This is a genomic window from Streptomyces eurythermus (assembly GCF_014649115.1).
Classification (GTDB): Bacteria; Actinomycetota; Actinomycetes; order Streptomycetales; family Streptomycetaceae; genus Streptomyces; species Streptomyces eurythermus.
The window spans coordinates 301,322-326,478 of record NZ_BMSK01000012.1; the positions used below are offsets into that span (position 1 = coordinate 301,322).

At 73.1% G+C, this 25,157-nt stretch carries 21 protein-coding genes and 1 pseudogene; 5 read left to right on the forward strand and 17 right to left on the reverse strand.

The genetic code is table 11. The features are described 5' to 3' along the window. Positions 1-57: 57 nt before the first annotated feature. The 3 genes from cmk to aroH all read right to left on the reverse strand — a co-directional run bounded on the left by cmk (position 58) and on the right by aroH (position 2,373). Positions 58-753 (reverse strand): (d)CMP kinase, encoded by a 696-nt coding sequence (gene cmk, locus IE251_RS24100; RefSeq protein WP_189755079.1) that lies wholly within the window; start codon positions 751-753, stop codon positions 58-60. A gap of 175 nt (positions 754-928) precedes the next feature. Then, complete coding sequence (locus IE251_RS24105; protein ID WP_189755080.1) at positions 929-2,014, reverse strand: prephenate dehydrogenase; 1,086 nt, start codon at positions 2,012-2,014, stop codon at positions 929-931. Further along, the gene (gene aroH / locus IE251_RS24110) at positions 2,011-2,373 is read right to left on the reverse strand and encodes a chorismate mutase (RefSeq protein ID WP_189755081.1); all 363 of its coding nucleotides are present in this window, start codon (positions 2,371-2,373) and stop codon (positions 2,011-2,013) included. The genes IE251_RS24105 and aroH overlap by 4 nt, the downstream gene beginning before the upstream one ends. 146 nt (positions 2,374-2,519) lie before the next feature. Between aroH and IE251_RS24115 the strand changes: the two genes are divergently transcribed. Both IE251_RS24115 and IE251_RS24120 read left to right on the forward strand, forming a co-directional pair. Continuing rightward, on the forward strand, positions 2,520-3,005 hold the full coding sequence (locus tag IE251_RS24115) for a Rieske (2Fe-2S) protein (RefSeq protein WP_189755082.1): 486 nt from the start codon (positions 2,520-2,522) through the stop codon (positions 3,003-3,005). Positions 3,006-3,027: 22 nt separating this feature from the next. Further along, positions 3,028-3,771 (forward strand): nucleotidyltransferase domain-containing protein, encoded by a 744-nt coding sequence (locus IE251_RS24120; protein WP_189755083.1) that lies wholly within the window; start codon positions 3,028-3,030, stop codon positions 3,769-3,771. Here IE251_RS24120 and IE251_RS24125 read toward each other — a convergent pair. From IE251_RS24125 to pyrG, 11 genes are all read right to left on the reverse strand, one after another. Next, positions 3,697-4,446 carry a nucleotidyltransferase domain-containing protein gene (locus tag IE251_RS24125; protein ID WP_189755084.1) on the reverse strand — a complete coding sequence of 250 codons (750 nt, stop codon included), beginning with the start codon at positions 4,444-4,446 and terminating at the stop codon, positions 3,697-3,699. The two genes, IE251_RS24120 and IE251_RS24125, sit on opposite strands and share 75 nt — an antisense overlap. A gap of 4 nt (positions 4,447-4,450) precedes the next feature. After that, positions 4,451-5,458: an ADP-ribosylglycohydrolase family protein gene (locus IE251_RS24130; protein ID WP_189755085.1), complete on the reverse strand. Its 1,008-nt coding sequence runs from the start codon at positions 5,456-5,458 to the stop codon at positions 4,451-4,453. A 65-nt stretch (positions 5,459-5,523) separates the two neighbouring features. Beyond that, positions 5,524-6,585 (reverse strand): pseudouridine synthase, encoded by a 1,062-nt coding sequence (locus tag IE251_RS24135; RefSeq protein WP_189755086.1) that lies wholly within the window; start codon positions 6,583-6,585, stop codon positions 5,524-5,526. 13 nt (positions 6,586-6,598) lie between these two features. After that, positions 6,599-7,216: an SMC-Scp complex subunit ScpB gene (scpB, locus tag IE251_RS24140; RefSeq protein WP_030790591.1), complete on the reverse strand. Its 618-nt coding sequence runs from the start codon at positions 7,214-7,216 to the stop codon at positions 6,599-6,601. Beyond that, positions 7,213-8,262 (reverse strand): segregation and condensation protein A, encoded by a 1,050-nt coding sequence (locus tag IE251_RS24145; RefSeq protein WP_189755087.1) that lies wholly within the window; start codon positions 8,260-8,262, stop codon positions 7,213-7,215. The genes scpB and IE251_RS24145 overlap by 4 nt, the downstream gene beginning before the upstream one ends. An 18-nt stretch (positions 8,263-8,280) precedes the next feature. Further along, on the reverse strand, positions 8,281-8,829 hold the full coding sequence (locus IE251_RS24150) for a hypothetical protein (protein ID WP_189755088.1): 549 nt from the start codon (positions 8,827-8,829) through the stop codon (positions 8,281-8,283). Further along, positions 8,814-9,947 carry a ParA family protein gene (locus tag IE251_RS24155; RefSeq protein WP_078637734.1) on the reverse strand — a complete coding sequence of 378 codons (1,134 nt, stop codon included), beginning with the start codon at positions 9,945-9,947 and terminating at the stop codon, positions 8,814-8,816. Before IE251_RS24155 ends, IE251_RS24150 begins: the two co-directional genes overlap by 16 nt. 425 nt (positions 9,948-10,372) lie before the next feature. Beyond that, entirely contained in the window at positions 10,373-11,497 is a 1,125-nt protein-coding gene (gene ald / locus IE251_RS24160) for an alanine dehydrogenase (protein ID WP_189755089.1), read from the reverse strand. Between the two features lie 137 nt (positions 11,498-11,634). Continuing rightward, positions 11,635-13,710 (reverse strand): tetratricopeptide repeat protein, encoded by a 2,076-nt coding sequence (locus IE251_RS24165; RefSeq protein ID WP_189755090.1) that lies wholly within the window; start codon positions 13,708-13,710, stop codon positions 11,635-11,637. A gap of 164 nt (positions 13,711-13,874) precedes the next feature. Next, entirely contained in the window at positions 13,875-14,501 is a 627-nt protein-coding gene (locus IE251_RS24170) for an NUDIX domain-containing protein (protein WP_189755091.1), read from the reverse strand. A gap of 86 nt (positions 14,502-14,587) precedes the next feature. Further along, positions 14,588-16,237, reverse strand: coding sequence for a CTP synthase (gene pyrG / locus IE251_RS24175; protein ID WP_189755092.1), 1,650 nt, complete (start codon positions 16,235-16,237; stop codon positions 14,588-14,590). Positions 16,238-16,779: 542 nt separating this feature from the next. Here pyrG and IE251_RS24180 point away from each other — a divergent pair. Both IE251_RS24180 and IE251_RS24185 read left to right on the forward strand, forming a co-directional pair. Then, entirely contained in the window at positions 16,780-18,582 is a 1,803-nt protein-coding gene (locus IE251_RS24180; protein ID WP_189755105.1) for a glycoside hydrolase family 15 protein, read from the forward strand. 86 nt (positions 18,583-18,668) lie between these two features. Then, entirely contained in the window at positions 18,669-20,021 is a 1,353-nt protein-coding gene (locus tag IE251_RS24185) for an FAD-binding oxidoreductase (protein WP_189755093.1), read from the forward strand. Between the two features lie 9 nt (positions 20,022-20,030). Here the strand turns inward: IE251_RS24185 and IE251_RS24190 are convergent, their stop codons facing one another. Then, positions 20,031-21,644 (reverse strand): flavin monoamine oxidase family protein, encoded by a 1,614-nt coding sequence (locus IE251_RS24190; RefSeq protein WP_229896905.1) that lies wholly within the window; start codon positions 21,642-21,644, stop codon positions 20,031-20,033. Between the two features lie 9 nt (positions 21,645-21,653). Beyond that, a complete protein-coding gene (locus IE251_RS24195) occupies positions 21,654-23,162 on the reverse strand; it encodes an APC family permease (protein ID WP_189755094.1) in 1,509 nt (502 codons plus the stop codon). Between the two features lie 223 nt (positions 23,163-23,385). Between IE251_RS24195 and IE251_RS24200 the strand changes: the two genes are divergently transcribed. After that, complete coding sequence (locus IE251_RS24200) at positions 23,386-25,032, forward strand: PucR family transcriptional regulator (RefSeq protein ID WP_189755095.1); 1,647 nt, start codon at positions 23,386-23,388, stop codon at positions 25,030-25,032. A gap of 21 nt (positions 25,033-25,053) precedes the next feature. On the opposite strand, the pseudogene IE251_RS24205 reads toward IE251_RS24200, so the two are convergent. Then, a pseudogene (locus IE251_RS24205) lies at positions 25,054-25,157 on the reverse strand (IS481 family transposase); the annotation flags it as partial.

Here is a 25,157-nt window from a genome sequence, read left to right on the forward strand (position 1 = left end):
CGACGCCGATGCGGCGGCCGACCTCCGCGCCCCGCTCCGAGGGCACCGGCGCGAGCGTCACTTCCCGGCCCGCTTCTCCTCGACCAGGGTGACGACGCACTCGATGACCTGGGCGAGGGACAGCTCGGTGGTGTCCACCTCGACGGCGTCGTCGGCCTTGGCGAGCGGCGAGGTCTTGCGGCTGGAGTCGGCCGCGTCCCGCTTGATCAGGGCCTCGCGGGTGGCGTGGACGTCGGCGCCCTTCAGCTCGCCGCTGCGGCGCGCCGCGCGGGCCTCCGGGGAGGCGGTGAGGAAGATCTTGAGGTCGGCGTCCGGCAGGACGGTCGTCCCGATGTCCCGGCCCTCCACGACGATGCCGTGCTCCGCGGCGGCGGCCAGCGAGCGCTGGAGCTCGGTGATCCGGGTGCGCACCTCGGGCACCGCGCTGACCGCGCTGACCTTGGAGGTGACCTCCTGGGTGCGGATCGGGCCGGACACGTCGACGCCGTCGACCGTGATGGTCGGGGCGGCCGGGTCGGTGCCGGAGACGATCTCCGGCTTGCCGGCGACGGCGGCGATGGCGGTCGGGTCCTCCAGGTCGATGCCGTTGGTCACCATCCACCAGGTGATCGCCCGGTACTGGGCGCCGGTGTCCAGGTAGCTGAGACCGAGCTGCGCGGCGACGGCCTTCGACGTGCTCGACTTGCCCGTGCCGGAGGGACCGTCGATCGCGACGATCACGGGCCTGGCGGTCGGGGCGGCGCCGTTTTCCACGGGGGGACACCTTCCTGGTGCGGTGCGGGCGGGGTGCGGGGAGCGAGAGCGCCCCGCACAAGGTTACTGGGTGCGGGTCACTCGTCCGGACGTACGCGGGCGGCGGGGCCCGGCGGCGCACGGACGTCCGGACCGCGCGACCCCCGTGCGGCGGGCGGGCCGCGCCGCGCGGGCGCTACTGGCGCAGCGCCCAGCCCCGCTCCCGCAGTGCCTCCCTCAGCGCCGCCTGGGCCTGCGGCTCGACCATGAGCTGTACCAGACCGGCCTGCTGTCCGGTGGCGTGCTCGATGCGCACGTCCTCGATGTTGACCCCGGCCCGGCCGGCGTCCGCGAAGATCCGGGCGAGCTGGCCGGGCTGGTCGTCGATGAGGACGACCACGGTCTCGTAGGCCCGCGGCGCGGACCCGTGCTTGCCGGGTACCCGCACCTGGCCGGCGTTCCCGCGGCGCAGCAGCTTCTCGATGCCCGCGCTGCCCTCGCCGCGCCGGGTCTCGTCGGCGGACTCCAGATCGCGCAGCGCCCGGACCGTCTCCGTCAGGTCGGCGGCGACCTCGGAGAGCAGGTCGGCGACCGGGCCCGGGTTGGCGGACAGGATGTCGATCCACATGCGCGGGTCGGAGGCGGCGATCCGGGTCACGTCCCGGATGCCCTGCCCGCACAGCCGTACGGCGGACTCCTCGGCGTGCTCCAGGCGCGCGGCGACCATGCTGGAGACCAGGTGGGGCATGTGGGAGACGAGGGCCACGGCGCGGTCGTGGGCGTCGGCGTCCATGACGACCGGGACGGCCCGGCAGTGCGAGACCAGTTCCAGGGCGAGGTTCAGCACCTCGGTGTCGGTGTCCCGGGTGGGGGTGAGCACCCAGGGGCGGCCCTCGAAGAGGTCGGCGGTGGCGGCCAGCGGGCCGGACTTCTCCCGGCCGGACATCGGGTGGGTGCCGAGGTAGGAGGTGAGGTCCAGGCCGAGCGCCTCGAGTTCGCGGCGCGGTCCGCCCTTGACGCTGGCGACGTCCAGGTAGCCGCGGGCCAGGCCGCGGCGCATGGCGTCGGCGAGCACCTTGGCGACATGGGCGGGCGGGGCGGCGACGATCGCCAGGTCGACCGGGCCGTCGGGCGCCTCGTCGGTGCCGGCGCCGAGCGCGGCGGCCGTGCGGGCCTGTCCGGGGTCGTGGTCGGCGAGGTGGACGGCGACGCCGCGCCGGGCCAGGGCCAGGGCGGCGGAGGTGCCGATCAGGCCGGTTCCGATGACGAGAGCGGTTCTCACTGGGCGATGTCCTTGCGCAGGGCCGCGGCGGCGCCGAGGTAGACGTGGGTGATGTCGGCGCGGGGCCGGTCCGACTCGATGTGCGCGAGGATCCGTACGACCCGGGGCATGGCGCCCTCGATGTCGAGTTCCTGGGCGCAGATCAGGGGGACGTCGACGAGGCCGAGCCGGCGGGCGGCGACGGCGGGGAAGTCGCTGTGCAGGTCGGGGGTGGCCGTGAACCAGATGCTGATCAGGTCGTCGGCGGTCAGCCCGTTGCGTTCGAGGACGGCGGTGAGCAGCGCGCCGACCTGCTCCGCCATGTGACCGGCGTCGTCCCGTTCCAGTTGGACGGCTCCCCGGACCGCTCGTACCGCCACGGCGCTGCTCCTCGCTGACGTGCGTGTTTCGTTCTTGGTCCGTCCAGCGTAGTCAGCCGCGCGGTACGGGCGTGCGCCGACCGCGCACTGAGACGATGCGGAACGTCCGTTATCCATGGATTTGCACGTCTGTACGGAGGTCTGACATGCCCCAGCCAGCGACACGGCGCACGGTTCTCGCCACGGGCGCCGGCGCGCTCGCCCTGGGCTGCGTGGGGTGCGGCGCGGACAGCGGCGCCGCCACGGCACCGCAACCGCCCACGGCTCCGGCGTCCCCGCCCTCCCCCGCCGCCGAGGGCGGCGCCGGGGAGACGTCCCCCGCCGCGCGCGAGGCCTCCCCGGCCGGGCGTCCGCTGGCCCGCACCGAGGACATCCCCGAGGGCGGCGGCAAGGTCTTCGAGGACCGGAAGATCGTGGTCACCCAGCCGGAGAAGGGCCGCTTCAAGGCGTTCTCGGCGGTCTGCACCCACCAGGGCTGCACGGTGAGCCAGGTCACGGACGGCACCATCGTGTGCCCGTGTCACAGCAGCCGGTTCCGCATCACCGACGGCTCGGTGGCGGCCGGCCCGGCGAGCAGGCCGCTGGCCGAGGAGCCGGTGACGGTGCGCGGAAATTCGGTCTACCTGACCTGAGCCGCCCGCGTACGCTCCGGGCATGCAGCCGCAGGACCTGGTACGCGACCACACCGTCTACGCCTGTGTCATGGGCTCCCGCGCCTTCGGCCTGGCGACGGACGCCAGCGACACCGACCGGCGCGGGGTGTTCCTCGCCCCGACCCCGCTGTTCTGGCGGTTCGACAAGCCGCCGACGCATGTGGAGGGGCCGGGCGAGGAGCGCTTCTCCTGGGAGCTGGAGCGGTTCTGCGAGCTGGCACTGCGCGGCAACCCGAACATCCTGGAGTGCCTGCACTCCCCGCTGGTGGAGCACGTGGACGACACCGGCCGCGAGCTGCTGTCCCTGCGCGGCGCCTTCCTGTCCCGGCAGGTCCACGACACCTTCACCCGGTACGCCCTCGGCCAGCGCAAGCGGCTGGACGCCGACGTGCGCGCCACGGGCGCCCCGCGCTGGAAGCACGCGATGCACCTGCTGCGCCTGCTGACGGCCGCCCGGGACCTGCTGCGCACCGGCGAGCTGCGGATCGACGTGGGCGAGCTGCGCGAGCCCCTGCTGGCGGTCAGGCGCGGGGAGGTGCCGTGGGCGCGGGCGGAGGCGTGGCTGGCCCGGCTGGCGGGCGAGGCGGAGGAGGCCCTGCGGGGCAGTCCGCTGCCGGCCGAGCCGGACCGGGCGAGCGTGGCCGCCTTCCTGTACCGGGTGCGCCGGGCCTCAGCCCTCCAGGCGGAGCCGGACCACGAGGTCGTGCAGGGCGTCGTGGGCGGTGGCGGTGTCGGGCAGCGCTGAGCCGGCCTGCGCCTCGTCCAGCGCGGTGTGCAGCCGTTCGACGTCCGTCGCCACGCGGTCCCGGTCGACGTCGGCGCGGGCGTTCTCCCGCTCCCGCTTGGCGGCGATCAGCTCGGGGAGATAGCCGGGCCCGCCCGCCAGTTCCAGGAGCGTGGGCAGGTGTGCCTGGACCTCGCCGCTGCGCATGAGGTGGATGCCGGTGAGCAGCACCCGGAAGGTGTAGAGCAGCGGCTTGAGTTCGCCGGTCTTCTCGAACAGCCGCCACTGGGTCGCGGCGAACCCGCGGTAGTGGTGGGCGTGGTGGCTGGTGAGGACGCCGGGGACGAGCGCGGTCAGCTCCCGGTGGGCCTCGCCGGTGTGCGCGACCAGCGGGGAGAGCAGCTGCTCCAGCACATAGCCGTTGCGGCGGAGCATCAGGCGGGCGAACTTGCGCAGGTCGTGGGTGACGAGGTCCAGCTCGACGCCGTAGCGGACCCAGGTGCGCGAGCGGGTCTCCTCCGGTTCGCCGAGGCCGACGAGGTCGGCGGCGGGGAGCAGGTGGACGCCTCTGAGGTCCACGTCGGAGTCCTGCGAGGGGAAGCCGTACAGGTGGGCTCCGGAGACGGTGGCGAACAGCAGGGGGTCGGGCTGTTCCGCGATCACCGGAGCCAGGTCCATGTCGAGATCGTCGAGCATGGGCCTAAGCGTCCCAGAGCGTGCCCAGGGCCGACAGGTCGCCTCGGTACTCGATCCGTTCCGTCCAGTCGGCGGGCCAGGCTCCGACGCCCAGCCAGGCGCCCGCGAAGGCGCCGGTGAGGCAGGCGACGGAGTCGGAGTCGCCGGCGGTGCAGGCGGCCCGGCGCAGGGCGGTGACGGGCTCGTCGGGGAAGAGCAGGAAGCACAGCAGCCCGGTGGCGAGGGCCTCCTCGGCGATCCAGCCCTCGCCGGTGGCCAGGCAGGGGTCGGTCTCCGGGGAGACGGTCCGCACGGCCCGCTGGAGCCGGTCGAGGACGTCCAGGCACTCGTCCCAGCCGCGCGCGATGAAGTGCTCGGGGCCGGGGTCCTGGGCGCGGGTCCACAGGTCGCCGAGCCAGATGTGGTCGTAGAACGTGCGGCGTTCCAGGGCGTACGAGCGCAGTCGCCCGACGAGTCCGGCGGGGTCGGTGCCCTCGGCGAGCAGGTGGACGGCGTGGGCGGTGAGGTCGGAGGCGGCCAGCGCGGTGGGGTGGCCGTGGGTGAGCGCGGCCTGCAACTGGGCGGCGCCGGCGCGCTGTTCACCGCTCAGGGCGGGGGCGAGGCCGATCGGGGCGACCCGCATGTTGGCGCCGCAGCCCTTGGAGCCGGTCTGACTGGCGTCCTGCCAGGCCCGCTCCCGGCCGGTGAGCAGTTCGCAGGCCCGCAGGCAGGTGGCGCCGGGGGCGCGGTTGTTCTCCGGCGACCGGTACCAGTCGACGAACTCCTCGCGCAGGGGCTCCTCGAGCCCCTTCGGCGTCAGGTCGCCGACATCCAGGGCGGTCCGCAGGGCGCGGCCGACGGCGAGGGTCATCTGCGTGTCGTCGGAGACGAGCGCGCGCCGCGGCAGCTCCAGCCCGCGCCAGGGCCCGAAGGCCGACTCGATCATCGGCACGGTCTTGAACTCGGTCGGGTAGCCGAGGGCGTCCCCGAGGGCGAGTCCGAGCAGTGCTCCGGTCGCCGGCTGCTTCGGCATGCGATCATCCCCCTTTATCGTCACCGTGACAATAAAGGGGGATGGTGATCAAGCGCAAGGCGCCTCTAGAGATCGACTTCCTTCATCAGCATGCCGACCTCGGTGTTCGACAGGCGGCGCAGCCAGCCCGACTTCTGGTCGCCGAGGGTGATCGGGCCGAAGGCGGTGCGCACCAGCCGCTCCACCGGGAAGCCGGCCTCCGCCAGCATGCGGCGCACGATGTGCTTGCGGCCCTCGTGCAGGGTGACCTCGACCAGGTAGTTCTTGCCGGTCTGCTCGACCACGCGGAAGTGGTCGGCGCGGGCGTAGCCGTCCTCCAGCTGGATGCCGTCCTTCAGCCGCTTGCCCAGGTCGCGCGGGATCGGGCCGACGATGGCCGCGAGGTAGGTCTTCTTCACGCCGTACCGCGGGTGGGTGAGGCGGTGCGCCAGCTCGCCGTGGTTGGTGAGCAGGATGACGCCCTCGGTCTCGGTGTCCAGCCGGCCGACGTGGAAGAGCCGGGTCTCGCGGTTGGTGACGTAGTCACCGAGGCACTGCCGGCCCTCGGGGTCCTCCATGGTGGAGACCACGCCCGCGGGCTTGTTCAGCGAGAAGAACTGGTACGACTGGGTCGCCACGGTCAGGCCGTCGACCTTGACCTCGTCCTTCTCCGGGTCGACCCGCTTGCCCTGCTCGGTGACGATCTCGCCGTTCACCTCGACCCTGGCCTGGTCGATCAGCTCCTCGCAGGCCCGCCGGGAGCCGTAGCCGGCGCGCGCGAGGACCTTCTGCAGCCGCTCGCCCTCCTGCTCGGCGCCCGGGAAGGTCTTGGGCAGCTTGATGTCCTTCTTGCCCGCGTACCGCTCCCGGTTGCGCTCCTCCACCCGCGTCTCGTACTCGCGCGAGCGTGCCGGGGCCGTACGGCCGCCCGGCTGGGGCCGCTTCGGGCCGCCCTTGGCGCCGCCGCGCGCGGCACCGCCACGACCCGCCTTGGGGCCGTCCTTGGTGGCCCCGGGGCCCACGTCGTAGCGGCGCTCCTCGGGGCGGGGCTTGCGGGGCCGGCCCTGCCCCTGCTTCTGGTCCCTGTCGTTGCCGGCACCGCGGTAGTTACCGCGCCCGCCGCTCTTGCCGCTGCCGCTGCTTCGCATCAAGGTTTCCGTCTTAGTCGTCTGCGTCCTGACCGCCGGGCGCGTCGGGCGCGTCCGGGTCGAACGACGGGACCCCCTCCTGGGTCTCGGCCTCGATCGCCTCCGCCTCGGGGAGGAAGGGCGCGAGCTCCGGAAGCTCGTCCAGGCCGCGCAGGCCCATCCGCTCCAGGAAGTAGTTCGTCGTCCTGTACAGGATCGCACCTGTTTCGGGTTCCGTGCCCGCCTCCTCGACCAGACCGCGCTGGAGCAGGGTGCGCATCACGCCGTCGCAGTTCACCCCGCGCACGGCGGAGACCCGGCTGCGGCTGACCGGCTGGCGGTAGGCGACCACCGCCAGGGTCTCCAGCGCCGCCTGGGTGAGGCGGGCGGTCTGGCCGTCCAGGACCAGCCGCTCGACGGCGGGCGCGTAGGCGGCGCGGGTGTAGAAGCGCCAGCCGCCCGCGACGAACCGCAGCTCGAAGCCGCGGCCCTGCGCGGTGTACTCGTCGGCCAGCTCGCGCAGGGCGTCCGCGACCTGCCGCCGGGGCCGCTCCAGCAGCCGCGCCAGGTGCTCCTCGGTCGCGGGCTCGTCCACGACCATCAGCATCGCCTCCAGGGCGGGCTTCAGATCGAGACCGGCGGGCTCGCTCATGCCTTCCTCTCCTCCTCGGGCCGCTTCGGCGGGCGGTCGAACTCGTCGGTGACCAGCGGCGCCGGATCCGTCTCCCCGCCGGTCCAGCGCACGGTCAGCTCCCCCAGCGCGGTCTCCTGCTCCAGCGCGACGGCCTTCTCCCGGTACAGCTCCAGCAGCGCCAGGAACCGGGCCACGACGGTGAGGGTGTCCCCGGCGTCCTCGGTGAGCTCCCGGAAGCCGACCTCGCCCAGCTCGCGCAGCCGCGCCACCACGATCCGGGCCTGCTCCCGCACGCTGACCAGCGGGGCGTGGATGTGGTCGACGTAGACCCGCGGCCTGGGCCGGGGCTGCATGGCCTTGACGGCGAGCTTCGCGAAGCCCTCCGGGCCGATGCTGATGACGACCTCGGGCAGCAGTTCGGCGTGCCCGGGCTCCAGGCCGACGGTACGGGGGTACCGCCGGGCCTCCTCGTCGAGCCGCTCGTTGAAGATGTCGGCGATCCGCTTGTAGGCGCGGTACTGCAGCAGCCGCGCGAACAGCAGGTCCCGGGCCTCCAGCAGCGCCAGGTCGGCCTCGTCCTCCACCTCGGCGGCGGGCAGCAGCCGGGCGGCCTTGAGGTCGAGCAGGGTGGCCGCGACGACGAGGAACTCCGTGGTCTGGTCCAGGTCCCAGTCCGGTCCCATGGCCCGGATGTGCGCCATGAACTCGTCGGTGACCTTGGACAGGGCGACCTCGGTGACGTCCAGCTTGTGCCGGGAGATCAGCTGGAGCAGCAGGTCGAAGGGGCCCTCGAAGTTGGCGAGGCGGACCTTGAAGACACCGTCGGAAGCGGACTCGGGCACAGCCGCCCCGGACTCCGGCTCGGTCTGCCCGGGTTCCGGCGAGGCGGGCTCGGGCTCGGCATGCCCGTGCTCCGGCGGCTCCCCTTCGACGGGCGGCTCGACGGGCTCGGCGGGCTCGGCGGGTACGGCGACCGGCTCGGCCGGCCCGGCGCCCGGTCCCCGCCCCAGCGCGCGCCGACGGCCGGCCGGTGCGCCGGGGGCAGGGGCTTCGTTCCAGGTCATAGCCCCCGCAGGCTATCGTTACCGCCCGCGCAGCCGGCGTACGAGGATGCTCGCGTCCCCGCGGGACTCCAGGTCGGCCAGGACCACGGCCACCGCCTCGCGGACGATCCGCCCGCGGTCCACCGCGAGCCCGTGTTCGCCGCGGAGCACCAGACGGGCGTGCTCCAGGTCCATCAGTTCCTCGGCCGAGACGTAGACGGTGATCTTCTCGTCGTGCCGCTCGCGCCCGCTGGGCCGCCGGGTCGCCGAGCGGCCGCGCTTGCGGGGCTGTGCGGCGGCCGGACCCTCCTGCGCCGCCTGGCGGCGCACCGGGCGGCTGCGGGACTCGCCGGTCCCGGCGGGCTCGGCGTCCGCCGCCATGTGCTCCGCGCCCTCTCCGTCGCCGCCCCGGACGGGTACCGACGGCGGTACGTCCTCCCCGGCGGCCGTCTCGTCGCTCTCCCCGGCGGGAGCCGGCACCCGGGCCTCACCGCCCGCCGCGCGCCGGGGAGTGGACGGCTGGAGCGCCATCCCTCCTGTCGTACGGAAGAGTTCGTCGGCCCCGGGCAGACTCACTCGGCGTGACACCGGGCGAGCACCTCCCTGGCGAGCTGGCGGTAGGCGGCGGCACCGACGGAGTTGGAGGCGTACGTGGTGATCGGCTCACCGGCGACCGTGGTCTCCGGGAAGCGGACCGTGCGGCCGATGACCGTGTGGTACACGTGGTCGTCGAAGGCCTCGACCACGCGGGCCAGCACCTCGCGGCTGTGGACGGTGCGCGAGTCGTACATCGTGGCGAGGATGCCGTCGAGCTCCAGCTCGGGGTTGAGCCGCTCCTGGACCTTCTCGATGGTCTCGGTCAGCAGGGCCACACCGCGCAGCGCGAAGAACTCGCACTCCAGCGGCACGATCACCTTGTGCGCGGCCGTCAGGGCGTTGACGGTGAGCAGGCCGAGCGAGGGCTGGCAGTCGATCACGATGTAGTCGTAGTCGGGCAGCAGCGGCTTCAGGGCCCGCTGGAGCGTGGACTCGCGCGCGACCTCGGAGACCAGCTGGACCTCGGCGGCCGACAGGTCGATGTTGGAGGGCAGCAGGTCCATGTTGGGGACCGCGGTCTTCAGCAGGACCTCGTCCGCGGACATGCCCCGCTCCATGAGCAGGTTGTAGACGGTGAGGTCGAGCTCCATCGGGTTCACCCCGAGACCCACCGACAGCGCGCCCTGCGGGTCGAAGTCCACGAGCAGCACGCGCCGGCCGTACTCCGCGAGCGCGGCGCCCAGGTTGATGGTCGACGTCGTCTTGCCGACGCCGCCCTTCTGGTTGCACATCGCGATGATCTTCGCGGGGCCGTGGTCGGTCAGCGGGCCCGGGATCGGGAAGTAGGGCAGCGGGCGTCCGGTCGGGCCGATGCGCTCACGGCGCTGACGGGCCGCGTCGGGCGCGAGCGTGGCCGCGTACTCCGGATCGGGCTCGTACTCGGCGTCGGGGTCGTAGAAGTGCCCCTCGGGCAGTTCGTCGTAGTCGGCGAAGTGGTTGTGGGGCGCGCCACTTCCGTCGCCGGCCATGGCGTTCACGTGATGGCCATCCATGCTCTGGTGTGCTGTCCCGGCCGTCCGAGGACCGGAACTCTGGTGGGCTGCGAAGGTGCGCACAGCTACGGAGCCGACAGCCTCGAATCCCGCGGGGCCCTGGCCCCGGACCGGCATTCCTGGTTGACCACCCCCGGGAGAAAATGTCGACTCATTCACAAGTCGTCTTACCTCCTTGGTGACCAGGAAACTTCTAGACAAGGTCAGCGTGGCACCATGCCGACGGTTGGCGACTCTATGGCGTGTCGGCGGTCCGCAGCAACACAATCCGCCGGACCCGGCAGGATGTGTCGGCAATGAAACATGTCGCTGTCAAGGGCGTACGGCCGTCGCACAGCAGGTTTCCCGGGTGTACGAATCGGTCGAAGCGTTACGTTCGAGGCGAGTTGACCGAGAGCCGCAAAGTGACCATACACACATCCGGCCGGACCTTGTCGGGCAAGGTCCGGCCGGGCGTGTGTGATTGACGAGTCGTGTTGACGAATCGCCTTTTGGCGGGTGGTGACTTGACGACTCACCCGGTCGCGACCTGCTGAGGCAGGTCAGCCGAGCAGCGACTCCAGCTCGACGTGGGGCAGGCCGTGGGCCTCCGCGACCTCCTTGTAAACCACCTTGCCGTCATGGGTGTTGAGGCCCTTGGCGAGCGCGGCGTCGCGGCGCAGCGCCTCCACCCAGCCGTTGTTGGCCAGCGAGACGATGTACGGCAGCGTCGCGTTGGTGAGCGCGTTGGTGGAGGTGTTGGGCACACCGCCCGGCATGTTGGCGACGCAGTAGAAGACCGAGTTGTGCACCTTGAAGGTGGGCTCGGCGTGCGTGGTGGGGCGGGAGTCCTCGAAGCAGCCGCCCTGGTCGATCGCGATGTCGACAAGGACACTTCCGGGCTTCATCCGGGACACCATCTCGTTGGTGACCAGCTTCGGGGCCTTGGCGCCCGGGATGAGGACCGCGCCGATGACGAGGTCGGCGTCGAGGACGGCCTTCTCCAGCTCGAAGGAGTTGGACATGACGGCCTTGACCTTCGTGCCGAAGATCTTGTCGGCCTCGCGCAGCTTGTTGATGTCGCGGTCGAGCAGGGTCACGTCGAAGCCCATGCCGATGGCGATCTGGGCGGCGTTCCAGCCGGAGACACCGCCGCCGATGACGACGGCCTTGGCCGGGGTCACGCCCGGGACGCCGCCCGGCAGCACGCCGCGGCCGCCGGCCGCGCGCATCAGGTGGTAGGCGCCGACCTGCGGGGCCAGCCGGCCCGCGACCTCGGACATCGGGGCGAGCAGCGGCAGCGCGCGGTTCGGCAGCTCGACGGTCTCGTAGGCGATGGCCGTGGTGCCGGAGGCCAGCAGCGCGTCGGTGCACTCCTTGGACGCGGCCAGGTGCAGGTAGGTGAAGAGGGTCTGGTCCTTGCGGAGGCGGTGGTACTCCTCCGCGATCGGCTCCTTGACCTTCAGCAGCAGGTCGGCGCTCGCCCAGACCTCGTCCGCGGTGTCCAGGATGGCGGCACCGGCGGAGACGTACTCCTCGTCCGTGATCGAGGAGCCGAGGCCGGCGCCCCGCTCGACGACGACCTGGTGGCCGTTGCGCACCAGCTCGTGCACACCGGCGGGGGTGATGGCCACCCGGAACTCGTTGTTCTTGACCTCGCGGGGGATGCCGACCTTCACGTCGATCACGGTCCTTGGCTCAGAGGGTATGGGGGTGCAATAAAGACGTACCCAGACATGCGGGGGCATACCGGGAGACACCGCAGGAGAGTGTGCGGCAGAGCCAGTCTAATGAAGGTGTTCCGGCTGTCTAGCCTTTCATTGCATCAATCTTCGCTGGATGCGGTGCGGATTTCGCAGGCGTTAGCGTCTTGTTCCGGCCTTGCATCGTCCTCCGGCCGCTCCTCGGCCAGCATGCGCTCCGCGGCCGCCCGGTGCAGCCGGGCCGCCGCCGGGTCGCCGAGGCGGTCCAGGGTGTCGGCCAGCCGCAGCTGCACCGCGGCCTGGAGCCGGGTGTCCTCGGCCCGCCGGGCCCACTCGACGGCCTCCTGGCAGGTGCGCAGCGACTCCTCGGGCCGTCCCGCGTACTCCTGCACCCGGGCGATCTCGCTCAACGCCCGTGCGCTGGCGGCGATGTCGCCGCTCCTGCGGTAGCCGGCCAGGGCGGCCCGCCAGTTGCGCAGCGCCTCGCCGTAGCGGCCGGCGTAGGTGTGGGCGGTGGCGATCCTGCCGTACAGCCGGGCGGCCTCCGGAACCTCGCCGCGGGCCAGCCGCTCGGCCAGCGCCCGGCCGAACCAGTCGGCGGCCCGGTCGTGATCGCCCAGCTCCTGGTGGGCGCCGCCTACGGATTCCATCGCGCGGCCGGTGGCGTACGGGTCGTTCGCCTCCCGTCCGGCGTCCAGCGCGGCCCGGTAGCGGGCCAGCGCCTCCCGGGTGCGGCCGGTCTGCGCGTCCAGGTCGCCCAGGTTCAGCAGGGCCGCCGCCTTCTCGCGGGGCAGCCCGCGCCGCTCGGCGACGTCCAGCACCAGGCTGTGCACCCCGTACAGGTCCGCGGCGGCGGCCTGGGTGCCGACATGGGCCGCCATGGCCCGCACCAGCTGGGACATCAGCCGGCGGGCGAGGGTGTCCAGCTCGCCGTCGGCCACCGCCAGGCGCACCGACGCCAGCAGCGCGGGCCGCCGGATGCGCAGCCATTCGGCGGCGGCCCGCGGGTTCGGGAAGCGCAGCGCGGGCGGCATGCCGTTCAGCTTCTCCCGGGCCTGCGGGCTGTCCGTCTCGGTGATCGCCCGGCAGGACTGGAGCAGCCGTACGGTCCGCTCCAGCATCCGGGCCCGGGCCAGCTGGAGCTCGGCGGGCCGCTCCTGGGCCTCGGCCAGGGCGCGCAGCAGCGGGTGCAGCCGGCCGGGGACCTCGTACTGGGGCAGCGGGGAGTCCACCGCGCGCAGCAGGCCGAGGGCGGTGAGGTCGTCCAGGGTGGCACGGGCGGCGTCGACCGAGCAGCCGGCCAGGGCCGAGGCGGTGTGCGGGTCGGCGAGGCCGGCCGGGGCGAGGCAGAGCAGCCGCAGCAGCCGGGCGGCCGGCCCGGGCAGCTGGTCGTGGACGAGCCGGAAGACGCGGGACAGCGGGGTCGCCTCGGCACCGTCCGGGCCCTCCTCGGTGGCCGCGTGCAGCCGCTTGGCCAGGTCGGAGACGGTGGCCATGGGGCGCGCCGCGAGCCAGCCGCCGGCCAGCACCAGGGCGGCCGGGTGGCCCTGGCAGGCCTCCACCAGGCTCTCCGCGGCGCGCGGGTCGACGGTGACGCGGACGGCGCCCGCGTAGCCGGTGAGCAGGTCCACCGCGGACTTGGTGTCGAGGCCGCCCAGCGTGCAGGGGCGGACGTCGGCGATGCCGGTGAGCGGGCCCCGGGAGACGGCGACCACCAGGCAGTCCGGGGCCTCGGGCAGGAGGGCGTCGACCTGGTCGGCGCCGGCCGCGTCGTCCAGCAGCAGCACCGCCCTGCGGCCGGCCAGGGCTCCCCGCAGGGCCGCGGCGAGGTCGTCCTCGGCGGCTCCGGCGGGGGCGGGCAGCTCCAGCGCCTCCAGCAGGGCTCGGGCCGCCCGCTCGACGGGCACCGGGGTGCCGTCGGGCTCGCTGAGCCGGGCCCGCAGCACCCCGCCCGGGTAACGGCCGGCGACCCGGCGGACGAGTTCCTCGGCGAGGCTGGTGCGGCCGGAACCGGGCCGGCCGGCGATGAGCAGGACGCGCGCGCGGGGCGCCTTGCGCCCGGAGAGGGTGTCCAGGCCGGCCCGCTCGATGTCGGCGCGCAGTTCCTTCAGCTCGCGGACCCGGCCCAGGAAACGGTCCTTCGGGGCCGGGTGCGCGGACAGCTCCGCACCGTCTGGGTCCACCGCCTGTTCCGTCACGGGCCACACTCCCGTCCCACCGCACGCGCAAGCCCGCCGGTGTCTTCCGGTCCGGGCGTTTGCAGAGCCTAGTTCACGCTCTGCGACGTACCCGGAGGAGCGCGGCGAACGCATCGCCCGATCGGATCAGGCGATGGTCACACCAGTGGTCCGGACGGGTCCGGTCAGCTCTCGAAGGGGCGCGCGGGCCAGGGCGCGTCGGCCGGACGCAGGGCGTCCAGCCCGTCCCCGCCGCGGGCGGCGACCAGGGCGAGCACACCGACCACGAGGCAGTTGTTGTGGACGTCACCGGCCAGGATCCGGCGCACGAGTTCATCGACCGGCACGCGCGCGTGCTCCATGTCGGTCTCCTCGTGCTCCGCCGCGAAGCGCTCCCCGTCGGCCTCGGACAGCTCGCGGGCGAGGAAGATCCGCACGGCCTCGTCGCAGCCGCCGGGGGTGGTGTACACGTCGGTCAGCACCCGCCAGTCCTCGGCCTTGACGTGCGCCTCCTCGTACAGCTCCCGCTGGGCGGCGTGCAGCGGGTTCTCGCCGGGCACGTCCAGCAGGCCGGCCGGGATCTCCCACAGCTTGTGCCGCACGGGGTGGCGGTACTGGTTGATCAGCAGGACCCGGTCCTCCTCGTCCAGGGCGAGGACGGCGACCGAGCCGGGGTGGACCTGGTAGTCCCGGCGGACCACCGAGCCGTCGGGCATGACCACCTCGTCGGTGCGCACGGAGGTCTTGTTGCCCGTGAAGGGGGTCTCCGTGCCCCGGATCTCCCACTCCTCGCGGGTGTCCTTGATCGTCATGCCCTGTCCTTCCGCGTACACACAGTGAAACCGGGGTGCCCACCTCCTGTGAAGGTACGCACCCCGGCCACCGTACAACCGGCGTGTTACTTGGAGTTCTTCCGCTCGACGGCCGCCTTCACCAGACCGGCGAACAGCGGGTGCGGACGGGTCGGCCGGGAGCGCAGCTCCGGGTGGGCCTGGGTGGCGACCAGGTACGGGTGGACGTCCCGCGGGTACTCCACGTACTCCACGAGCTTGCCGTCGGGGGAGGTGCCGGAGAAGACGATGCCGGCCTTCTTCTCCAGTTCCGCGCGGTAGGCGTTGTTGACCTCGTAGCGGTGGCGGTGGCGCTCCTCGACGTACTCCTTGCCGTCGTAGACCTCGCGGACGATGGAGCCCTCGGCGAGCTTGGCCGGGTACATGCCGAGCCGCATCGTGCCGCCCATGTCGCCCTCGCCGGCGACGATGTCCATCTGCTCGGCCATGGTGGAGATCACCGGGTGGGCGGTGGCCGGGTCGAACTCGGTGGAGTTGGCGTCGGGGATGTCGGCCAGGTTGCGGGCGGCCTCGATCACGATGCACTGCAGGCCGAGGCACAGGCCGAGCAGCGGGATCTTGTTCTCCCGGGCGTAGCGGATCGCGCCGACCTTGCCCAGCACACCGCGGTCGCCGAAGCCGCCGGGGATGCAGATGCCGTCCACGCCCGCCAGCTGGGCCTTGGCCCCGGCCGGGGTCTTGCAGTCGTCGGAGGTGACCCACTTGATCTTCACCCGGGCGCGGTTGGCGAAGCCGCCCGCGCGCAGCGCCTCGGTGACCGACAGATAGGCGTCGGGCAGGTCGATGTACTTGCCGACCAGGGCGAGGGTGACCTCGTGCTCGGGGTTGTGGACGCGGTCGAGCAGGTCGTCCCAGGTCGTCCAGTCCACGTCGCGGAACGGCAGGTCGAGCTTGCGCACCACGTAGGCGTCGAGGCCCTCGGTGTGCACGACCTTGGGGATGTCGTAGATCGAGCGGGCGTCGGGGCAGGCGACCACGGCGGCCTCGTCCACGTCGCACATCAGGGAGATCTTCCGCTTGATCGCGGTGGGGACCTCCCGGTCGCAGCGCAGCACGATCGCGTCGGGCTGGATGCCGATGTTGCGCAGCGCGGCCACCGAGTGCTGGGTGGGCTTGGTCTTCAGCTCGCCGGAGGGGCCGATGTAGGGCAGCAGCGAGATGTGCACCACGAAGACGTTGTCCCGGCCGACCTCGTGGCGGACCTGGCGGACGGTCTCCAGGAACGGCAGCGACTCGATGTCGCCGACCGTGCCGCCGACCTCGGTGATGACCACGTCGACCTCGTCGGTGGCCATGCGCCGGATGCGGTGCTTGATCTCGTTGGTGATGTGCGGGATGACCTGCACGGTGTCGCCCAGGTACTCGCCGCGCCGCTCCTTGGCGATCACCGTGGAGTACACCTGGCCGGTGGTGACGTTGGCGGTGCCGTCCAGGTCGCGGTCGAGGAAGCGCTCGTAGTGGCCGATGTCCAGGTCGGTCTCGGCGCCGTCGTTGGTGACGAACACCTCACCGTGCTGGAAGGGGTTCATCGTGCCCGGGTCGACGTTCAGGTACGGGTCGAGCTTCTGCATCACGACACGCAGGCCGCGGGCCTTGAGCAGCATGCCCAGGCTGGAGGCGGTCAGACCCTTGCCGAGCGAGGAGGCGACACCCCCGGTGACGAAGATGTGCTTGGTCGTCGTGGATTTGGGCGGCATGGCCAAGAGGGGACTCCCGTGGTCGCTGGCGGTGATGCGGTGCGGCTTCCGTCCCGGAGAGTTCCGGGGGTGCCGTCGCTGCGGTTCGGGGGGTTTTCTCCCACCGGTCCACGGGCTACCAGCGTATCAGCGCCTGAGCGAGATGGCTTCCGGCCACGCTCCGCGCCCGCCCGGGCACAGCAGGAGACCACCGGTGTCACTCGCGCAACTTTCGCACCGGCCCGGGCACACGGCTCTCACCCGGCGCTCACTCGTTCGGCCCATACGGGTTGCCCGGAGCGGCCCCCGGATCACCTGCATGCGTCGTATCCTGCTCGGACACTCACTGCCGAGCCCGCCCGGTAACGACGGCACACCCCCGCCTGCACCAACCCGGAACAACGAGAGCGCGGCAGTTCGTTGAGCAAGGACTGTCGTGTTGCCTCAGGGCTCGGCGGGCTGCTTTGCTTCACCGCTCAACGACACACAACAACGACCCTTGACCGCACTAGCGACAGCCCCCTGCGCGGGGGTGTGACGTGGCCGTTCGACTGGAGTTGCACGTGGCCGGGCGCATCGAAGACTACGCACTCATCGGAGACATGCAGACCGCCGCACTGGTCTGCCGGGACGGCACGGTGGACTGGCTGTGCCTGCCCCGCTTCGACTCACATGCCGTCTTCGCCGGCCTGCTGGGCACCGAGGAGCACGGCTTCTGGCGGCTCGGCCCGGCGCACGCGGCCGACGCCAAGCCGCCCACGGCCGCCCGGCGCGGCTACCGCGGCGACTCGCTGATCCTGGAATCCGAGTGGGACACCCCGCGCGGCACCGTACGCGTGACCGATTTCATGCCCCCGCGTGACGGCGCCCCCCAGCTGATCCGGATCGTGGAGGGCGTCACCGGCCGGGTGCCGATGCGCTCCGCGCTGCGGATGCGGTTCTCCTACGGCCGGGTGGTGCCGTGGGTGCACAAGCAGGAGGGCCGCACGGTGGCCGTCGCCGGACCCGACTCGGTGTGGTTCGACACGGAGACCGAGACCTACGGCAAGGCGCTGACGACCTACGCCGACTTCACCGTGGCCCCGGGCGACCGCATCGCCTTCACCATCTCCTGGCAGCCCTCGCACAAGGAGCCGCCGCCGCTGCCGGAGCCGGAGGCCTCGCTGGAGGCCACGGAGGACTTCTGGCGCGAGTGGGTCGAGCACTGTACGTACCACGGGCCCTACCGCGAGGCGGTGATCCGTTCGCTGATCACCCTGAAGGCGCTGACGTACGCGCCCACCGGCGGCATCGTCGCCGCCCCGACGACCTCCCTGCCCGAGGACATCGGGGGCGTGCGCAACTGGGACTACCGCTACACCTGGCTGCGGGACGCGGCGATCACCCTGTCCTCGCTGCTGCGCACCGGCTACCGCGAGGAGGCCCGCGCCTGGCGCGAGTGGCTGCTGCGGGCGGTCGCCGGCGACCCGGAGAACCTCCAGATCATGTACGGCATCGCCGGCGAGCGGGAGCTGGGCGAGGCCGAGCTGGACTGGCTGCCGGGCTATGAGAAGTCCGCCCCGGTCCGGGTCGGCAACGGCGCCGCGCACCAGCTCCAGCTGGACGTGTACGGCGAGGTCACCGAGGCCCTGCACCTGGGCCACATGACCGGTCTGGCCCGCAACGACTACGCCTCCCTGCTCCAGCTGAAGCTGATCCGCTACCTGGAGGACCACTGGCAGGAGCCGGACGAGGGCATCTGGGAGGTGCGCGGCCCGCGCCGGCACTTCGTGCACTCCAAGGTGATGGCCTGGGTCGCGGTGGACCGCACCATCAAGCTGATCGAGTCCGGGGACGCGGACGGCCCGCTGGAGCGCTGGCGCGAGCTGCGCGACGACATCCACCGGGACGTGTGCGAGAAGGGCTACGACAAGGAGCGCAACACCTTCACCCAGTCCTACGGCTCCAAGGAGCTGGACGCCTCGCTGCTGCTGATCCCGCAGATGGGCTTCCTGCCGCCGGACGACAAGCGGGTGATCGGCACCATCGAGGCGATCCAGCGCGAGCTGTCCACCCCGGACGGGTTCATCCTGCGCTACCCCACCGAGGGCGATGACGCGGGCGTCGACGGCCTGCCCGGCGACGAGGGCGCCTTCCTGGCCTGCTCGTTCTGGATGGCGGACGACCTGGCGATGATCGGCCGGGTGGACGAGGCCCGCAAGCTGTTCGAGAAGCTCCTCGCGCTGCGCAACGACCTCGGCCTGCTCGCCGAGGAATGGGACCCGCGGCTGAAGCGGCAGGTGGGGAACTTCCCGCAGGCGTTCAGCCACGTGCCGCTGATCGACACGGCGCTGCGGCTGACCGCGTCCGGCGCATACGGAGGGTAAGGGCCGTAGGCCCGCTGCGGGTCCGTCGTGGCTGGTCGCGCGGTTCCCCGCGCCCCTTCGGGGGCGCGCGGGTCTAGGCTGACAGCGTGGCTTTCTCCACGGCGCACTCGGCGCTCGCCGCCCTCCGTGAGGATCTGGCCGGCGAGGTGTTCGCCCCCTGGGACCCCGGCTACGACGCGGCCCGCGCCGTCTTCGACGCGCGGGCCGACCTGCGGCCCGCGGTGATCGCCCGGTGCGCGGACGCGGCCGACGTGGTGCGGGCCGTCCGCTTCGGCCGGGAGCTGGACCTGCGCGTCGCGGTGCGCGGCGGCGGCCACGGCGCGGCCGGTACCGCGGCGACCGATGGCGCGCTGCTGGTGGACCTGAGCCGGATGCGCCGGGTGACCGTCGACCCGGTGGCCGGGGCGGCCCGGGTCGAGGGCGGTGCCACCACGGGCGACCTGGACCGGGCGGCCCTGCCGTACGGGCTGGCGACCACCGGCGCGCGGGCCCGCACCACCGGTGTGGCCGGCCACGTCCTCGGCGGCGGCACCGGCTGGCTGGACCGCCTCTTCGGGCCGGCCGTCGACAGCCTCCTCGGCGTGGAGCTGGTGACCGCCGGCGCCGAGCGGGTGCGCGCGAGCGCCGACGAGCACCCCGAGCTGTTCTGGGCGCTGCACGGCGGGGGCGGCAACTTCGGAGTCGCCACCGCGCTCACCCTGCGGCTGCACGAGCTGCCGCGTTTCTCCCTCGCCCTGCTCAGGTATCCGCCCGGGTACGGGGCGGAGGTGGTCCGCGCCTTCCGGGAGGTCTTCCGGACCGCGCCGGACGAGCTGGGCGGCGCGGTGCTGTACCTGGCCGGGCCGGCGGGCGGGCCGCGGTGCGCGGCCGTGCTGACCTACGCCGGCGGCGCGGACGGGCTGCGCGACCTCGCCGGGCCGCTGCGCGCGCTGCCGCACGAGGCGGGGCCGGCCGGCGACCTGCCGTACACGGCGGCACAGCGTCTGCTCGACACCCCGCCCGGGCTGCGCCACCACCGGTCGGCCCGGTGTCTGGCCGGGCTGCCCCCACAGACGGTGGACGCCTTCTGCGCGGGCGGGGAGGGCATGCCGGCGGCGACCGGCTCCCGGTATCTGCTGTTCCCTCAGGGCGGGGCGGTCGCCGCCGGGCCGCGCGGCCACCCGGTGGCCTGGCGGGACGCCCCGTGGACCGCGCACCCGTGCGCCCTCTGGGCGGACCCGGCGGACGACGGGCGGGCGCCGCGCTGGGTCCGTCAGGCATGCGCCGCCCTGGCCCCGTGGAGCACCGGGGCCGTGTGCCTGAACCTGATCGGCGACGAGGGCCCGCAGTGGGTCCGGGCGGGGCTGGGCGCCGGGAACGTCCTGCGGCTGGAGAAGGTGAAGCGGCGCTACGACCCCGACAACGTCTTCCGCTGCAACCACAACATCCGGCCCGTGTGAGGCCCCCGGTCAGCCCAGGGCGGCGAGCACCTCCCGCGCCGCCCGCTCGCCCTCCCGCGCGCCGCCCTCCATGAAGCCCTGGAAGTCGTAGGAGCAGTGCTCGCCGGCGAGGTGGATGCGGCCCTGGGCCGTGCCCTCGTAGCCCGCGTACCGGTGGAGGTATCCCACCGGCCAGTACGAATAGGCGCCCAGCGCATAGGGGTTGAGGTGCCAGGCCGACAGCTGGGCGCGCCCGGTCCAGGCGGCCGGCGTGCCGGGGAAGAAGGCGTCGATGTCCTTCAGACAGCGGGTGGCGAGGTCCTTGACGTAGGGGTCGCTCTCGTACGAGAAGGGTCCCGCCGGGGTCAGGGACCCGGCGCGGCTGCCGCCGCCGTACTGGATGAGGATGCCGCCGGTGCCGGGCTGGACCTTGGTGGTGTCCCAGGTCTGCTGCACGGCGAGGTCGGTGAAGCAGTCGCCCGCGGACACCCCGGGCCAGGGGCCGGTGCCGCGCCAGGGGCGGCTGGTGAACTGCATGTTGAGCTTGGTGCACCAGCCCATGCGGGCATCGCGCAGCAGGCTGGTCATGCGCGGGTCGAAGCCGGCTCCGCTGAGGTCCAGCCGCTTCAGGACCGGCAGGGGTACGCACAGGATGGTGTGGTCGGCGGTGACCGTCCGGGTGCTGCCCGCCTCGGCGAAGGTGAGGGTCTGGGTGCCGTCGGCGCCGGCCCGCACCGCCTGGAGGGACCAGCCGTGGCGGATGGTTCCGTCCGGCAGGGAGCCGGCGATGGCGTGCGGGAGGCGGTCGTTGCCGCCGACGATGTGGTACCGCTCGTCCGACAGGCCCCAGATGTTGAAGTGGCCCGGGTTGGGCTGGTAGCCCATGAGCAGGACGAGGGCGAGCGAGGACTGATCGGCGGTGTCGGCGCCGTACTCGACGGCATAGGCGACGTCGAGGAAGCGGCCGAGCGGGGAGGCGTGGCCGCCCGGCACCCGTGTCTCGATCCACTCGTACAGGGACAGGTTGTCCAGGGCGGTGCCGGCCGGGGTGGTCCGGTCCCAGGTGACCTCGCCGGCGGCCTGGAGATCCGCGCGCAGGGCCTGGTAGACGGCCTTGAAGTCCTCGTCGGCCCGGTCGCGCGGGTAGTACGCGCCGTCGAACCAGAGGACCTCCTCGGCGCCCCGGGGACCGCCTCCGGCGAAGTCCTCGACCGGCAGGGAGAAGCGGCGGCACAGCTCCAGCATCTTCTTGTGGCCGGTGTCGATCAGCTCGCCGCCGATCTCCGAGGTCTGCCCCCAGGCCCAGTGGTCGCGCTGGGTGTACATCCTCCCGCCGACGCGGGAGGGGTGGGCCTCGTAGAGGGTGCAGGCGTATCCCGCGTCGCGCAGGGTGAGGGCCGCGGTCAGCCCGGCGATCCCCGCGCCGACGACGGCGACGCGGGGCGCGGACGCGGCGGCGGCCGGTACCGGGACGGTCGCGGCGGCCGTCGCGGCAGCCGCCACCGCGGCCGTGCCGGCGGCGCCCTTGAGGACGGAGCGCCGGCGCACGGCCCGTGCCTCGGCGACGGGCAGACCGAGCCGCTCGGCGGCGGCGTGGTCGGCGGTGAGGGAGCGAAGGACGTGCATGAGCCGTGTTCGGGACACGGTGCCTCCTCAGGCGTTGGCGGGGGCTTGCTCGACGTCGTCGTCCGTGCGCTCGGCCGCGTCCTCCAGGACGATCCGGCCGATGACCTCGTACCGTTCCGGCCGGCGGGCCCGCAGATACAGGCCGAGCCCGAGGCCGCCGAAGAAGACCAGCCCGACGATCCACGGGATGGCCTCGAAGAAGAGCGAGCCGGCCGCCGTACCGGCCGCGGTGTCCATGTTGACCACCAGCAGCACCACGACGGCGGTCATGCCGAGGCCGCCGAGCAGCGGCGCGGTCAGGGTGCGGAACCAGTGCCGGTCCTCGGGGTGGTTGCGGCGGAAGTAGCCGATGACGGCGAAGGAGCACAGCGTCTGCACGATGAGGATCGCCATCGTGCCGAGGATCGCCAGCAGCGTGTACAGGTGGATGTACGGGTCCTGCCCGGTCGCCCAGAACGCGCCGACGATGACGACGGCGATGACGGACTGGGTGAAGGAGGCGAGGTACGGCGACCCGTGACGCGGGTGGGTGCGGCCCAGCGCGGGGTGCAGGAAGCCCTCGCGGCCGATGGCGTACAGATAGCGGGCCGCGCACTGGTGGAAGGCCATGCCGCAGGCGAAGGAGCCGGTGATCAGCAGCCACTGGAAGGCGTCCACCGCCCAGGCCCCGATGAAGCCGCGCGCCGGGTCGAAGAACAGGTCGAGGGGGGACGCGCCGGCCGAGACCCGTACCGCGCCGTCGAGGCCGTTGCCGGCGATGGTCATCCAGGAGACGTAGATGTAGAACAGGCCGACGCCGATGACCGAGATCAGTGTCGCGCGCGGGATGACGCGCTTGGGGTCGCGGGACTCCTCTCCGTACATCGCCGTCGACTCGAAGCCGACCCAGGACCAGAACGCGAAGAACAGGCCGAGGCCCGCGGAGGCGCCGGTGAAGGCGTTCTTGGGGTTGACCGGCGCGACGGGGATGCCGTCCGGGCCGCCGCCGCGCAGCAGTACGGCGGTGGCGACCGCGAAGAGCACCGCGATCTCGGCGACGAGCAGCACGCCGAGCGCCTTGGCGGTCAGATTGATGTCGAAGTACGACAGCACGGCCGTCACCAGCAGCATCGCGGCCGCGTAGCCGGCCCACGGCAGGTCGGCGCCGAGCTGGTCGCGGACGGTGGTCCGGGCGAAGTAGGAGAAGACGCCGACGATGGACGCCTCGAAGACCACGTAGGCGAGCACGGCGAGCATGCCGGAGGCCATGCCCGCGATGCGCCCGAGGCCGTGCGAGATGTAGCCGTAGAACGCGCCGGCCGCGGTGATGCGGCGGGCCATGGCGACATAGCCGACGGAGAAGACCGCCAGCACCAGCGTCGCGAAGAGATAGCCGGCCGGCGCCCCGGTGCCGTTGCCGAAGCCGACGGCGATCGGCAGGTTGCCGGTCATCGCGGTGATCGGTGCGGCGGTGGCCACCGCCATGAACACCACGCCCACCAGCCCTACGGAATCCGCCTTGAGGCGCTGTACCTCTCGCGTGGGTTTCTCTGTCATTCCCGCCCCTCATGTGGTGCTCGCGCAACGAAATCCGAAGGTCAAACGGCGGTTCTTGTACGGTTGCGACAGTGTGCCGGGGTAGTGACGCACACCACAACAGACAGGCGGTCGGGTAATCGCGGGCCCGGGGCGACGCAGTGTCGCTCGCGCGGGCCCGGTGACCGCCGCCGTGATCCCGCGGAGATGTCACCGAAACGCGCGCGCGGGTAGCGTCCGCTGCATGGACAGCCGTACGGACCACCGACTCGACACCCAGGGCGCCGGCATCACCGTGCAGCGGGCGCTGGAGCTGCCCGGACTGCGCAGCGGACTGCCGGAGATCCTGGCGGGCGCCGACCGGCTCGGTCGCACCGTGCGCTGGGTGCACGCGGGCGAGGTCCCGAACATCGCCTCGCTGCTCAAGGGCGGCGAGCTGCTGCTCACCACGGGCTACGGCCTGGGCACCCGGCCCGCCGAGCAGCGGGCGTTCGTACGGACCCTGGCCGAGCGGGGCATCGCCGCCCTGGTGGTGGAGCTGGGCCCGCGCTTCGGCCGGCTGCCGGCGGCGCTGGTGGACACGGCCCGGGCGGCCGGTCTGCCGCTGGTCCAGCTGCACCGCGAGGTGCCGTTCGTGACGGTGACCGAGGAGATCCACACCGAGATCGTCAACGGCCACTACGCGCTGCTCCAGCGCGCCGAGGAGGTGCACCGGCGCTGCACCGAGGCGCTGCTGGGCGGCGGCGGGATACCGCAGGTGCTGTGCATCCTGGCCGACTTCAGCGGCAACCCGGTGTTCCTGGAGACGGCGGACGGCCGGCTGCTGTACGCCGCCGGGGCCGGGCCGGAGGGCGCCGACCCGCTCCAGGTGTGGGAGGGGCTGCGCGGCCCGCACAAGGAGGTCCCGCCGCCGGCCGGCACGGTGCTGGTGGACGTGCCCGGCGGCGGCCCCGGCACGGCGGGCTCGGTGCGCGCCCGGCTGGTCCTGCTGCCGGTCCGCGCGACGCCGGCCCCGGTGCACCGGATCGCCGCCGAGCGGGCCGCGGGCATCCTGGCCGTGGTGCTGATGCAGGCCCGGCAGGAGGAGGAGCTGGCGGCGCGCGGGCGCGGGGACTTCCTCACCGATCTCGCCGAGGGCCGGATCGCGGCGGAGGACGCCCCGGCGCAGGCCCGGGTGCTCGGCTTCAAGCCGGGCGACAGCCCGCTGCTGCCGGTGGTGATGCGGATCGGGGACACCCTCTCGCCCGGCGGCGGCTGGGCGGTGCTGGCCCGGGCGGTCTCCGAGGAACTGGCCGCGGTGGGGGTGCCGGTGCTGCTGGGCGTGCGGCCGGTGGAGGGCCGGGTCCTGGTGCTGCTGGGGCTGCGCGCGGAGGCGGAGCGGACGGCGGTCGCGGACCGGGTCGCGGCGGCGCTGCGGGCCGGGGTGGAGCGGGCCGGGATGCGGCGGCCGGGCTCGCCGCCGCCGGTGGTGGTGGTCGGGGTGGCCGGCGGCTGGGCGGCGGCCTCGGCGGGGCTGCGGCACGCGGCGGAGACGGCGACGGCGGCCCAGGGCCTGTCCGACCAGCCGTGGTACGACGCCCGGCGCCTGGACATCGACCTGCTGCTGTGGCGGCTGCGCGACCACCCGGATCTCGCGGCCTTCGTGGACCGGGCGATCGGCCCGCTGCGCGAGCACGACCGGCGCTCCCGGCCGCCGCTGCTGCCGACGCTGGAGACGTATCTCGCGCACGCGGGCCGCAAGGCGGAGACGGCCCGCGAGCTGCACCTCAACCGTCAGACGCTGTACAACCGCCTGGCCCGCATCGGCGAGTTGCTGGGCACCGACCTGGACGACCCGCAGACGGTACTGGCGTTGAGCCTGGCCCTGCGGGCCCGCCGGCACGTGCCGTAGGCGGCCGCGGCAGCCGGCGGGCTAGGTGTACTGACCCGTGAGGTTGGGGACGCGGCTGGCGGGTGGTTGCCCTTTCAGCGCGGTGTGTCCGCGGTGGTGATTGTAGGTGTGCAGCCACTGCGGGA